Source organism: Bacteroides sp. L008, from assembly GCF_040812255.1.
GTDB lineage: Bacteria > Bacteroidota > Bacteroidia > Bacteroidales > Bacteroidaceae > Bacteroides > Bacteroides vicugnae.
Genome location: NZ_JBFNXO010000001.1, coordinates 4,644,371 through 4,659,232, shown reverse-complemented (window position 1 = coordinate 4,659,232; position 14,862 = coordinate 4,644,371). Strand labels below are relative to the sequence as shown.

Below are 14,862 nucleotides of genomic sequence, written 5' to 3'. Positions count from 1 at the left end.
TAAGTTTTAAAGTTAATAATAAGACGCTCGTCAGCAATGAGCTACTCTCATTACTTTCGAAGCACAGGTCAAAAGTATAAAGAAATTAAAGTGAGCTAACAAGGAGGGGACAATAAGTGGATTACACAAAACAACAATCCACTTATTATCACCTATTTACGCTCGTTACACATATCTAAAAAAGTGGTTAGTTTACAGTCTGAATTAGCGAATTTTTCGTACTAAATCTTCAAAATCTTCTCTCGAACCACGGGCTTTATTTCTTACTTTCGCCCGATAATTATAAATTGTATTCACCGAATAACGAAGAAACTCTGCAATTTGTGAACTGTCTTCAATACCCAGACGTATCAAAGCAAAGATTCGCAGTTCAGTATTCAATAACTCGCCTTTCTTCGGCAAAATCTGTTCATTCTCCTGTAATAAGTCATTGAATTTCCCCACAAAGTTAGGGAAGAGATGCAAGAAGGCTGTATCAAAGTTTGCATATAATTCTTCCAGTTCTTCGTCAAGAGCATCCTGCGAACGCGTTATCTTTAATAATTCTGCAATCTGTCCGGCAGATACTTTCTTATTCACCATACGCCGGTAAGCATCCAGCCGATTGATATAGGTAGAACATAACTTTATAAAACGGGCAATATATTCTTCTTTAATCTGATTAGACTCCGAAAGTTCTATATTGGTAGAAGACAGGCAACTATTCATTTGCCTCAATTCTTCATTCAATCCGTTTAGCTGCTTGTTAGCTACCTGAAGATGATTTCTTGCATCTGCCAGTTTTTTCATCTGACGGTAGATATAACCTAAAGCTACGATCAATAGCACCAATAATGCGGTGATAAGCAGCAGATTCTGTTGCAAACGGTCATTCTGCTTTTCAATCATAGCCTGATAGGTCTTATCAATCAATGAAAGTACATTGGCACTCTGCCAGCTACGCAAGCGGGCATTGTAGAATTTCGTCGCATTCCAGGAAAAGCGCATATATTGGTACGCACGTTCCATATCACCATCTTCGTAAAGTAGCTGGGCAAGCATCCACAACGAGGCATGGTCTTTAATGGCAGAACGGATATCCGATATAGCAGAAAGGCAAAGATTCCGTTTCTCTCCCAAGCTATCATTACTATACTTGTAAATCAAAGAACGATGGTAAGTGACCAATGCATACTGTGGAGTGTTCGCTTCTATTTCTGCCAGCCGAAGGTCATTCACTTTCAGGGCTTCCTCATATTGGCGTTGATCGCGAAGTGATGCTTCATGCATCAGTAGGTATTCTTCCGATTCTGGAGGCAATATGGCATATAAAGAATCTCTATATGCCTGCGAGATACTCCAGTAATGTCCTGAAAGAGTTTTATCCTGGGTATAAACGCTCAATTCGCCATACACATGGTCAAAGCAAGTGTAATAATCAGCTATTAAACGGGATACGACTTTCTGCCGGTCTACCGATTCTAAAACATCAATAGATTCCGTGTACATTCCCGTTGAAGATAATAATAATGAAAGCTGCAACTGACTTTCTATCTTCCGGTCTATATCATGCAAGCGCTCCGCAATCCGTATATTTTCATTCAAATAATGGATTGCAGAGTCGCAAATAAAGGCTTTATATTCTTTGTATATCTGACTGTTCAGGTTATAATGTTCCACAGAATTAACTTCTATTCCGTGTGTCAGTTCTTTAAGATGTCTGATACGCGATTCACGTTGAACCACATAAGTCTCATGCTCCCGAATCGTCAAATCAAGCACATTCAACAGCGAGTCCAGGGTTTTATCGGCCCAGGTATATAGTGGAAAAGAGAGAAGCAAAAGAAACAACAGGTACTTTTTTTTCATCGGAGTATTAAACTTTAATAGAAGATTACAAGACTAATAAAGACAAATGTAGAGAAAATCTTCGTATTTTAAAGAATAAAACAGATAGAAATTAAAAGTACATCTATTATACTATTCCACTAATTACTGTAAATAACAGCTGGTTACACTTTGCTTGTCCCTATAAAAAAGTTTTGCTTTTACAACAGCAGACTGACAGGTTACAGGGGCCTCCCATAGCATCGAATCAATCGTCGGTTCAGTTCCATCCGTCGTATAACATATCTGTGCTCCTTCGATAGGAGTATTCGCATACAGAAGTCCATCTCTCACGAAGAGTCCGGGATGCGGTAAACGGAAGTTTACCCCCATCCGGCTCCAATAAGGCATTTCCTTTACACTGATTTTCTCATAAAATAGTGCCAGATCCCGGTCAAAAGCCTGTTGCTCTGCTGCTCCGGAAAGAGTTTCCCAGTCCGGATGTGCATTCCAACCACGCTCTACCAGTCCCATCACTTTAGGGAACATATAATATTCTACCCATTGAAATCCTCGAATTGTTTCGGCAAACAGTTGGGCTTGTACGCCTTTTATCTGTTTCCTGCCGGATGCGGTCAAAGCCGTTTTTCCTTTTCCTGCGGAACTGATCTCAACCGGATTTCCCGCCATATCCGTACGGGAAGAACGATAGACATCGAATGGAAGCATGGAAAAGGCTTTGGATTCATCCACATATCCACCCCAGAAATGTCCCGGTTCATCGGGATGAGCATCATAAGCCAAATCCAGATAGAAATTATTCACATTGCAGAGAATAACCGGATAACCGTTGTTGGCTATCTGATAAGGAATTTCATCCTCTTTCCATTCGGGAACAGTCTTCCATGAATTGATACCGGATGCGTGTTGAGCCAAATAAGTATGAGTATCTTTCTTATGCCCTAAAGCTACCTCTTGCCAGCCATTAAAAGATAAATTATGCTGTTGCAAACAATCAACCACCCGGGTAATGAAATATTCGGCCAAATCATGTGCCTTTTCCATTCCCTGTTCTTCCATGAACGTTCTGCATAAGGGTGATCCCATCCATGCCCCTTTAGCCACCTCATCACCGCCTAAATGAATGGTAGTCAGTGGCGCATCCGCTTCCTTATACATGCTCACAATTTCCTGAATCACCTTCTCCATAAAACGGAAAGTGGAAGGTAAGGCTACATTCATAACATTATCCGTATAGGCCTGTGCGGAAACATATCGGGAAGTATCCTGCAAGTCACTCAAAAGATATTCCTTCGCTTTCTCCGGGTCTGTATCGATGTATTTCCGATAACGCGCATTCATTGCTACAATTGCCGCACGCGCATGGCCGGGAGATTCTATTTCCGGAATGACCTGCACATGTCTTTCGGTTGCATATCGCAATAAATCAATGAATTCCTCCCGGGTATAATAACCATTTCCCGATGTAGCGGCACACGGATCATATCCACCATCATAAGCCGGATACAACCAATCTTTTTCATCGGTAGTATGTCCCCGTCGTGATCCGATGGCAGTCAGTTCTTCCAACCCCGGAATTTCCAGCCGCCAACCTTCATCATCCGAGAAATGGAACTGAAGCACATTCAGTTTGTAAGAAGATAGAATATCAATCAGTTTCTTCAAGTGATCCACCGTTGTATAATTCCGGGCAATATCCAACATCTGTCCCCGATATAATAAATCCGGATAATCCTTTATAGACATTGCTTCCAACCGAAACGGACTCTCCTGTCCTTTCAGCAACCCCAACAGGGTCTGCGTTCCGTTAAAAATACCATGCGGAGTAGTAGCGCTAATCCTGATCTGCTGACCGTCGATACTCAATTCATAATATTCCTCATTAACTGCTTTCTTCTTGTCAGAAAGGTAATCCAGAGTAATGGTTACCGGAGCTTCCGGCACTACTTCCAAACCATACCATCCGGAAAGTTTCTCTTTTAGCAGTTTTCCCTCATTGGCAAAATCCTCATGGAAAGTCAAAGCTAGTTGTTTTTCTAACAAGATATTACCTCCGGTAGTAATCACCTTTTTTATGGAAGGTATTATATCCGTCAAGCGAAACTCCGGAGTAATAGCATTGTTCAAACGAAGGTTTGTTTCGTACGTTTTCCGGGCAATCGTTCTTTGCCATTCCGTCATAGGTAATGGTATGTTATTCAATGTTACAGGAAGTGGCTTACCTTTCGATGCTCCCGACTGGCTCACCCAGTAGCTTCCTTCGGGCGCATGCGAATTCTTTGGCACTTCCCCATCACACTGGAAAATCACTTTCAATGAATCTCCCGGAGCTAATGAGATAAAGCCCTCTCCCGGATACATTTTAAAAAGGGTTGCATTCACCTGCTCCACTCTAACCGGTGACGAAGCATCTTGGCGGATAGTACGGGGAAACTGCGAATAATAAATCTCCCATTCTTTTCCTACAGGAGTATCTGATATATTCTTCAGCAGAAATGAATTTTCATAATATTTACCCTTTTCATCGTAGTTTCCCATTTCCCAAGTTAAAGAAACCGGAGCTCCCGAATCATTCGTCGATTTACAACCGCCTGCAAAGAATAGGATGTACAGCCACCCTACTGTCCATAAAGAAAATTTTATATCATTCATAAATGTAGTCTTAGTGATTAGTCATGCCACCCTTTACTTCTCAAATAATTGAGCATAAAAGCCGGACTGTCTGTTTGAAGGATTCGTGCTCCCAACTTGTTTATCAGATACCCATAACTAGCATCCGGGTCTTTCTTTGCAGCCTCATCATCATGCCCGCCTGCCAGAGAAGCCCACAAAGTATTATACCAGATCAGACTTTTCCCTGCCAGCCTGCGCTCCATTTTGGCAGGTACCGGACTAGAAGCATTTCTGTAACAAAGCTCAAACGCAACCGGATGCAACTGTTCCATATAATCTTCAACAACCTTCATTGATTTTTCCTCATCAATCGTTACGACAGGCATATAAATCACCTTATCCAGATAAGAACCGAACTCCCGCTTCACCGTCTCCACCGGTTGAGCACCTTTCATTATAACTAAATCAGCAGTATCGGTTTTCTTCAATATAATATATACATCATCAAAAATGCTGTAGGCCTTATCCAGATTAACCATAATCTTACCTTTGGCTGCCAACAATGCTTCTTCCAAAGTAGGAACAGTATGTTCCGTCAACTGGCCATCCTTATCCTTCAATCGGAGTTGCTTTATTTCAGCCAACGTTTTATCTTTTACTTTTCCTGTACCATTGGTAGTGCGATCTACCGTATCGTCATGCATGAGAACCAGCTCACCGTCTTTCGTCTTACGGATATCTATCTCTACAATATCCACCTTCATCTGAATAGCACTATCGATAGCCGCCAAAGAGTTTTCGGGAGCAATACTCCAATTTCCGCGATGCGCCACCACTAAAACCTTATCCAAGTGCGGATTCAATACATCTTTGCGAATGAGCTCCGCCCGTTGTGCAGCCAGGAAACCTGACTGCAAACAGAACAGCAACAAAAGCACTATAAACTTGCTTTTCTTCATATCTTTCATTTGTTATTTAATCTTCTTACTTAATTCAATATCTACTATATTTTGGTCACAGTTACAATCCTGCATCATAAGCACCAGCCTGCATCTTGTTGACATTACGGGTTGCTCCACGCTGGTCCACTCCAAAGCCGGCTTCACCAACCCAGTCTACAAATTGCTGCCCCACAGTTGCATCAAAGGATTTCACTGCATTTATCACAGCCTGCCTGGTTGCAAATTCATCAATAACACTGGTCACAGTCCATTGATAAACGCCATCCGTTAAAGTAGCAATAGGAAGAGTTTGAGATGAATAATCCGTATCCGTAGCAACTGCTCCCCAACCGGCATCTGCCGCCTGATATACATTGTATCCACCGGAAGTGATATTACCTACATAAATAGTTCTATTTCCAGCTCCTTTGGCAAATAAAGAGTTAACCACAAGAGAAGCATTCTTCCCTGCACGGAAGACACCATTCGGATTACCTGAATTGCCGACAATCGTAGTATTGGCAAGCATAAAGTAAGCATCTCCGTTGACAGTGATACTATTTCCTCCTGTAGCTGCCGTGCCAAGTACGGTTACATTATTCATGCAGACATATCCATTTCCGGCATGAATACTAGTTCCCCAAGCGGTTGGTGCATAATTCTCATGCAACAAGCAATTATTCATAAACAGGAAGCTGTTTGCTGCGGTAGTAGTGATGGCTCCTCCACGCCCTGTCGCTTTATTGCTAACCATCTCCACCCGATTTAACAAAACTCTTCCTTTTGATACTTTAACGGCTGCTCCACCATCCGTTCCACCATCGCTTCCACGATTGAAATTCTTTATGACACAATTATTCAGTTGCAGAGTTGCATCACCTCCACCTGCCGCAACAAACACGGCACGAACACTTCCTGCATCACTCAATCCATATTGTCCATTGAAAGTACAGCCATCGAAAATAATATTTGTCTGATTACCCAATACTAATAAAGAGTTGGACGTCGCAGATGCATTACTACCCGTATTTCTGACGAAAGCAGTCGTGTATTTAGCAACGTCACGTTTCGTTAAATCCGTTCCCGTGCTTAAAGGATTATATCCGCCTTCAATCGTTATTTCCACTTGCTTACTATAACCGCTATATTCTATCTTCACTCCGGAGTTTTCTTTCGCAATCTCATAAGAGCCCGCAGCTACATAAATCTTTTTACCATCTAGTTTGGCTGCATTAGCATTGGAAATTTCACTGTTACTATTCGTTTGCAATAAGTTGCGTAACGCATCTACTCCCATTGCATTATCCCAATCCATACCGGTTGCATTTCCGACAGGTTGCTCTTTCACATAGTAAGCGGCCAGTTGCAGTTCTTCCGCATCTCCGCCCGGCAAAGTACCGCTATCCCACGGAGAAACAATCGGTTCACTGATAGTTATGATCGAGCCTTCCACTTTTAATGTGAATTCATAACACTTTCCAGATTTCAGTTCCGGTATACCGGGCAGCACCAGATCTTCGCCCAAATAGTTTAAGGAAACAAAGGTAGCAGTTGTCCCGGCTTTTCCGGGAGCCACAATGGCAGTATACGTACAACCATCCTGTCCTGCCTTACCACCTTCGGGAACTGTAATGAAAGGGGATATTAAAGAAGTACCCGATACCACTTCCCCGTTTGTATATCCCTGATAGGAACCAATCTTTACTCCCTGAACCTTAGCTTGTCCGCCTACATCTGCAAGCGTCATAATCACTTTTGCCATTTTCCGGTTCATACCCAGACGAAGAATACGGGATCCGTCGTCCGTTGCATTCTCTACGGTACACGTCATATAATCGGCCTTAGCTAGATTTTCCAAACGTTGCTGGTTTGTGGGAAGCGTAAAATTAGCCGTACTGGCTCCGCTCACTACTGGATAAAAAGCCGAATAAGTTATCGGTTCCGCACCCCATCTTAAATAATAATGATCGGTCGGTACCCATTTTCCTTCCGAAAGTACATAATTCAGATATCCATCCTCACAACTTAACTGAATTTCATCACCCTCATTAAATTGTTTCTGCAGATCTCCCGTTGCACCGGGATTACTACGTGTAAAGACGGTATTAATAGCAGCTTCAATCTGAATAGCACCGGAATCTTCACTGTACACAGCTATATCCTTATCTGTATCACAAGCCACCATACCCATCAACAAATAGGCAGCCAATATCAGTTTTGTAATCTTCATAGTTTATCTCCTCCTTCTTTAGTTCCGGTCGATAAGTTGTCCGGTTGCCCAATTTCTGGCCATCTTAGCAGCCAATCGGACAGTTGTGTTTACATTGAGAGTCAAGGTATGTTCCACTCCTTTTTCCAATTCAATGGCTTCCTTTGCAGTCCAGATATACAGTTTTCCGTCATAGCTGAAGTTCACAGAGAAGCCCTCTGCTATTTTTTGCGGAGGCAGAATACATTCGCAAGATTCCGCCCCTTTATAGGGAGCCACAGTGGCCACTACCGCATCTGGCGCAGGAACAACCATCGGAACCGTTGCCGACAAATCACAAATGCCATTAACAACAGCCCCATTGATAGACATATCCCCTAACTTATTCATCGCTGCATCTGTCGTTCCATTGATTGTGATTTTTATAATCAGCTTGCTCATGGCATGACTCAAAGAGATTTTCAGCTTTCCATCCGCAGTTAAATCCTGCTCCGGATCGACTGTTGCTTTCATCAACAAAAAATCGGAGGACTTCACATTCTCCTCAGTAGCCTGATTGGTAAGAGCATTGACTGCCAAAGAGGCATCCGGAGCGGCTTCACTCATATAAGGCGCATACGCTATCATCGTCACCGGCGTTCTTTCCGCATCCCAAAGCATCTGCTGACCGTCGGACGTACTCCAGGCACTTCCGGAACCAACCATTTGCTTATGATAGTTATAAGCAGCATTCTCGCTGTTCCGGATCATCAATCCGAAACGTTCCAAATTAGTCGCATCGTACCCTGCACGCGACAAGGGTTCATTTACTTCTGTAATGATACGGATTACATGGTCTTCGGGGAAACTACCCGTTGACAGTAATTCATCCTCATTATTTGAGCATCCGGCTAGTCCGACGCCCAAGGCTATTATATAAAATATCTTCTTCATGTTACAGTCGTTTTAGGGTTTAATTGGCCAGAACAGCATCATAAGCACCGGCCTGCATCTTATTGGCATTACGAGTCACTCCCCGCTGGTCTATTCCGAAAGCATCTTCACCGATCCATTCCACAAACACTTCTCCCAAATTAGTAATAGGCGAAGCCACCGGGTTAAAGCTTTTCGCAACTTCTATCACCGCCTGCCTGGTAGCATATCCTTTTACCGAACCAATCTGATTAAAATCCCACACATACACTCCCTCCTCATTCAGCGCACCGTTCACCTGATTAGGATAAGCCGTATCGGACGCACTCATCGTTATCCCCGTCACACGCTGATACACATTATATCCCTTCGAGAAAGCCTCAAAGTTACTACCATTCAGATTAAAACTCGGAGCCGAAGGATTTTCAGAAATCAACAGATTATTAATAAACTTCGTATCACCGCCAACTCCCGTCTCACAGCGTACAGCCCCATGACTATCATTCGCATTTCCAATGATTGTGTTATTAGTCAGCAGTATACTACCTCCTCCGTTCAAAGCGGCACCCGTCCCCATATTCTCTATCAGCGTGGTATTGTTTATACAAATATGTCCTTCCGACATCTGAATACCATTTCCCCACGAACCGTTATGAGAATTACCTTTCAGCAGACAGCCATTCATAAATACCACTGCCGTCTTGCTACTACAACGAACAGCTCCTCCACGACCTGCAGCCGTATTGTCCAACAAGCTTACCTTATTCAATCGTACCTGTCCCGACAAGACAAAAACAGCCGGACCACCCTGCTTGGCAGAAGTCGTTACTCCCGACACACAATCTCTAATCACGCAATCGGTCAACTCAATAGAAGTATCACCGGCACCGCCGCTCACGTAAATGCCACTACCACATTCGGTAGTACTCGCATCCGCTTCAGACACATACCCATATTGGAAAGTAACCCCTTCAATAGCTATATGCCCTTTCTTGACAAGCAACAAACCACAATCACCGGCATCCGCCTGCTTATTTCCGTTCACATCACCACTGATGACTGTCACATACGCATCTATATCACGTGCCGAAACATCCGTTCCTTCACTAAACTGGCTATATCCGCCCTTAATCGCTTTGACATCCTTGCGGACGATTACACCAAGCCCACTCTCTTCGGACATTATATATTTCCCCTGACTCATATAAATCGTACTCTTGGAGAGATCGATTGAACCGCTCAACAACTTACGGAAGCCAGCCGCATCCAGCGCCTGTTCCCAAGAACTGCCATCCATCTCACCTTCACCGAATTGAGTCACAAAGTAACTCTCCAATCCTTTCTGCATAATCACTTCTTCGTCCAGATCGTCATCGTAATCCGTCATCATAGGCGGGTCTATCATCTCATAATCTTCCTGGCATCCCTGTGCCAACAGAATCATGAAAGCCAGCATACATAGCTTCGATATTATGAATAATCTATTTTTCATTTTCTTTTTTTTTAACTTGTACATTAGATAAGAATAATCGCAAATTCACCGATTTCACCGGGAAATATCCGGATAACCGGGATTCTGTTTCAGATATTCATTCTGTTCCAGTTGCGTCTGCGACAAGGGGAACAATTCATAATGATCGTCTGCATCCCGTGGTTTATCCCACCATGCTTCCTGATACCTGTCAAAGCGGATCAGATCTGTACGCCGACGACTTTCCGCCAGAAATTCCCGTCCCCACTCATCCAACATTTCTTTCAGATCGAGCACAACGTTACCTTCCGGCTGATAAGCGATATTCGCTGTAAAGTTTTCATAGTTGCGTTTACGTACGCTGTTCAGCAACTTGCCAGCCTCACCCGCCTGTCCGAGACGGAGAAGACATTCAGCCTGCGAATAAATAATCTCGGCCAAACGAATCTCCGTGTAGTCAGACTCGATATAATAACCTCCGGTAAATGGATAGAAAGGATACTTCACACAGTAAAGCCCGGAGTTGAAGTCACCATTGCCCAACTTGGATTCCTTATAAGCCGGATTGGAGATATAGCCTGATTCTGCATTTCCCTCAAATCGTCCGACCTGGTCACGCAAATAAATCACATACTGATTATCCGGGTTCTTGGCATATCCTCCACTGACAGCGGAGTTGGCAATCTTACCTTCAAGAAAGAACATACCTTCACGTGTGTTATTACCCGTGTTCACATATTGCTTATATCGTATATCTCCCTGATATTTAGCAAACTTCCGCGTAACCATTCCCAAACCATAGTCAAACAGTTCGCGTGGTTGCTGGTTGTCATAGCTCGGTGAAAGTGCATATTTCGGATTCCGTTCGCCATTTCCTTCTATCTTCAGGTAATACGCACTGCCATAAGGCAAACCACGGCCGTAAACCGTTCTTCTGTCATTTTGCAGATGCCAGCTGGTCAGTCCATAAGAACCGGGGAAACCAAAGATTACCTCATTGCACATTTCATTATTCCAGTCGAAAGGTGCATACCAATTATCAGCAATCGCATAATATCCGAACTCTCCCCCAGTGATACGTTTACACATATCGATACATTCCTGCCATTTAGCCTGGCCGATCCATACTTCTGCATTCAGATAGAGACGTACCAATAAAGATGCCGCAGCAGCTTTGGTAAACTGTCCCTGCTGGCTGCCATTGCCGGATTGTCCACTCTTGGAGGGTAAAGCTGTCAGACAGTAGTCTTTCAATTCACTCTCGATGAAATCGAACATCACCTGCGGAGAAACTTGTTTCCGGTTTTCCGGCAGTTCGTTCACTGCCTGATCCGATGTGGTCGTTAGAATGCAGTTGCGATGTGTATTCAACAGACGGAGATAACCCCAGGCACGCATACAACGCAGCTGTGCTTTAAAACTTTCAAATTCACTGTCGCTTAAACCAAAATTAGACGGGTTCAACTGTGCCAAGTCATCCAATACCATATTGCATTGACCAATGCCTACATAAAAGTTGTCCCATTCACTCAACCAGTCCCCCTGATTGATATCATCATATTGATGACGATGATACATTTCCCACAGTCCTCCATCGTACCACCAAGTACCACGAGTAGGAGTAATCAGTTGGTCTGCCGGTAGTTCTTCATTCTCATGACGTATCCAGATGCAGCAGTACATGTGTTCAAAAGGACGGAAGACAGCGTTGATAACATCCTGTTTCGTGTTATAATAGTTCTTGGACATCACCTGGTCATACACCGTTTCCGACAGATCAGTACAAGACGATAGGCCTAACACTGTACCTGCCATCATACTCAATCCTATAATATATTTCATTATTCTCATAATTGTTTTTCTTTTAAAAACTTACTTGTAAACCTAAAATAAACTGGAAAGCAGATGGATAATAGTTGTATCCTCCTCCGAAAGTACCCGGTGTCAGTCCATTCACTTCGTATGTAGAAGGATCTACACCCGTAAATTTCGTAAACGTATAAAGATTGTTAGCTGTACCGAACAGGCGTATCTTTTCGATGTACTTCTTATTCAGGTTCATCGTATATCCTAAAGTAATGTTGTCTATCTTCAGGTAATCACCCGGTTCGATGAAATAGTCGGTAATCACATTCTTACCTGTTGTGATATGGGCATTCTTCGAATAAGCGGTGGTCAACTGATTGGTACTCATACTCTGTAATCCGAAATAGAAATCGTGCACGTTAAAGATGTCAAATCCGGCAGCACCACGGAGAGCAACAGTCAAATCAAAGTTCTTGTAAGTGAAGTTGTGCGTCATAGAACCGGTGAATTTCGGCAAACCGTTTCCGGTTACTGCTTTGTCTTCTTCCGTACCTTGGGATACAGGGATTACATTTCCCTTCTTGTCATAAATCAACCAGTCACCCTTTTTATCCACTCCCGCATAACGGTATGTGAAGTAGTTACCGATACGCTCTCCCTCTTCAATCCGCTGCAAATATCCCGGATTATTGGGGTTTGCCATGCTACAGGTGGAGTAATATTTCTGTCCCTTGTACACATCATTGGAGAAGCTGACAAACTTGTTATTATTAGTAGCGCCCACTAATGTGAAACTATAAGTGAAGTCTTTTGTCCGGACAGCATTGACTGTTATATCAAGCTCGAAACCGGTATTGCGCAATGTACCTACATTGGCATAGATTGTAGAGAACAAATTAGGTGGAACCGATACGGAATAGCTACCGAGTAAGTCGCTTTGCTTACGGTGAAAATAGTTAAATGAACCGGTCACCTTGTGTTTGAGGAGCGAGAAGTCCAAACCGATGTTCTGGTTGTGTCCCTTCTCCCAACGAAGTTCCGAATTAACATTCTTGCTCGGTCCCCATACATGGAAGTTATTGCCGCCATACTGATACCAGCCATAAGCCTTATAAGTAGCCAAAGACTGGTAGTTACCTATTTCCTGATTACCGGTTACACCATAGTCATAACGCACTTTCAAGTCATCAATCCATGAAAGTCCTTTCATAAATTTTTCATCCGAAATACGCCAACCGACAGATACAGCCGGGAAATTACCCCATTTATGATTCTCACCGAAGCGGGAAGAGCCCTCGTGACGTAAAGAGAAAGTAAACAGATAGCGCTCTTTCCAGTCATAATTAACACGTCCGAAGAAACTGATTAGTTTATGGTCATTCTTATAAGAACTCATCATGGTCTTTCCCTCTTTGGCTGCTTCCAGACCGGAGCCCAGATTATTATACGTCAAGCCGTCGGAAGAGAAATCCCAGTTTTCGGCTCCCATACCCGAACTTACACCGTAATTATAACTATAACCCACCATTGCACGGATTTGGTGATCCTTCATACGTGTAGAGAAGTTGGTCACCCATTCCAGATTGTTATTGGTGTTTTTATCAAAGTCTCGGCTCGCTTTTCCGGCAACGCCCGAATTCACATTAGGACCGTAAGTAGATGGTATGAACCATCCGTTGAACTTATCCACCTGATACTGTGAAACAGTAACCTGCGATTTCAAGACCATATTCGGATTTGCAGGATTAAACAACGGCAGCAAATTAACGGCAGCAGTAGCATTCCATTCCAGCAATTTAATCTCCGTACCATTTTCTTCCTCATTCAATTGCTCAACAATATTTGAGCTATCTCCTCCGGACGGAAAACGATAGTACCCATTAGCTGATTCGGGATCATAAACCGGCATCGTCGGATTATTCTTAATAACGCTGCCATACACACTGGCTGACTTGTTCCGGTCGATGACACGGGGAGTCATATTGGCTGCAAACGTAAACAGGCCATCTTTCGTTGTGTGGCTGATGGTGGCACGTGCACCATATTCCCGACGGTCGGAACGCAAGTCGATTCCCTGCGCTTTACGATAATCGGCTGTTACGCGATAATTGGTCCTCGCATTACCTCCGGAGAAGGTTAACGTGTGCATATGTGTCACTCCCAAACGGGTAACGGCATCAAACCAGTCTGTACTGGCTCCCATATCAGAAAGTGGATTAGACACCGTACGATAAGCACGATATTCCTCCGCATTCATAATGTCCAGCTCTTTCTTTGCTTTATTGAAAGTGACGGCAGCACTGTAAGTAGTATGCACTTCCCCGTCACGGGTTCCCTTTTTCAGATTAACAAGAATAACACCGTTGCTACCCCGTGTACCATAAATAGCAGAAGCGGCACCATCTTTCAATACATCGATAGATTCAATATCCGCAGGATTAATATTCGTCATATCACCTCCCGGCACTCCATCTACAACAATCAACGGACCCAGCCCGGCATTACGTGATGATATACCACGAATCTGAATACTTCCCGTACTATTCGGATCGGCCAAAGCCGTATTGGAAACAGAGACACTGGATACCTTTCCCTGCAACAACATGGAAGCATCGAGACTGGATATTTGATTCAGGTCTTTCGCACCGACATGCGAAATAGCCGAAGTCATTTCTTTCCGTTTCATCGTACCATAACCCACCACTACCACTTCATTCAAAGCAGTGGATTCTTCTTTCAACACAATTTTTAGTAATTGCCGGTCCTTGATAGCCACTTCTTGTGTTTCATAACCGATATAAGAGATTTTTAAATGTCCGTTCTGCGGAGCACTCACCTGGAATTTACCGTCCATATTGGTGATGCTACCTTGCTTTGTCTCTACAACCACCACCGAAGCTCCGATGACAGGTTCCCCCTTTTCATCGATCACCGTACCGGATATTTTACGTTCCTGCTGCACTTCCCAAGAAGCTCCTCTTGCCTGGATGCCGGAAAACAGCATCAGCACTATACCTAACAGACAGGTACACGTTCTACAATAAATATTTCTCATAAATAGATGATTTTTATATTAGATGATA

At 43.4% G+C, this 14,862-nt stretch carries 8 protein-coding genes; all 8 read right to left on the bottom strand.

Features of this window, described 5'->3' with window-relative positions:
• Positions 1 to 204: 204 nt before the first annotated feature.
• Positions 205 to 1,848, bottom strand: a complete 1,644-nt coding sequence (locus tag AB3G73_RS18125) for a DUF6377 domain-containing protein (protein ID WP_195649816.1) — start codon at positions 1,846 to 1,848, stop codon at positions 205 to 207.
• A 123-nt stretch (positions 1,849 to 1,971) separates the two neighbouring features.
• On the bottom strand, positions 1,972 to 4,479 hold the full coding sequence (locus tag AB3G73_RS18120) for a family 20 glycosylhydrolase (protein ID WP_367745306.1): 2,508 nt from the start codon (positions 4,477 to 4,479) through the stop codon (positions 1,972 to 1,974).
• Positions 4,480 to 4,496: 17 nt separating this feature from the next.
• Entirely contained in the window at positions 4,497 to 5,399 is a 903-nt protein-coding gene (locus AB3G73_RS18115; RefSeq protein WP_167511791.1) for a glycerophosphodiester phosphodiesterase family protein, read from the bottom strand.
• A gap of 61 nt (positions 5,400 to 5,460) precedes the next feature.
• A complete protein-coding gene (locus tag AB3G73_RS18110) occupies positions 5,461 to 7,611 on the bottom strand; it encodes a fimbrillin family protein (protein WP_367745305.1) in 2,151 nt (716 codons plus the stop codon).
• 18 nt (positions 7,612 to 7,629) lie between these two features.
• The gene (locus AB3G73_RS18105; protein WP_367745304.1) at positions 7,630 to 8,523 is read right to left on the bottom strand and encodes a fimbrillin family protein; all 894 of its coding nucleotides are present in this window, start codon (positions 8,521 to 8,523) and stop codon (positions 7,630 to 7,632) included.
• A 19-nt stretch (positions 8,524 to 8,542) separates the two neighbouring features.
• A complete protein-coding gene (locus AB3G73_RS18100) occupies positions 8,543 to 9,994 on the bottom strand; it encodes a right-handed parallel beta-helix repeat-containing protein (protein ID WP_367745303.1) in 1,452 nt (483 codons plus the stop codon).
• A 54-nt stretch (positions 9,995 to 10,048) separates the two neighbouring features.
• The gene (locus AB3G73_RS18095) at positions 10,049 to 11,824 is read right to left on the bottom strand and encodes a RagB/SusD family nutrient uptake outer membrane protein (protein ID WP_367745302.1); all 1,776 of its coding nucleotides are present in this window, start codon (positions 11,822 to 11,824) and stop codon (positions 10,049 to 10,051) included.
• Between the two features lie 13 nt (positions 11,825 to 11,837).
• Entirely contained in the window at positions 11,838 to 14,834 is a 2,997-nt protein-coding gene (locus AB3G73_RS18090) for a SusC/RagA family TonB-linked outer membrane protein (protein ID WP_367745301.1), read from the bottom strand.
• Between the last annotated feature and the right edge of the window lie 28 nt (positions 14,835 to 14,862).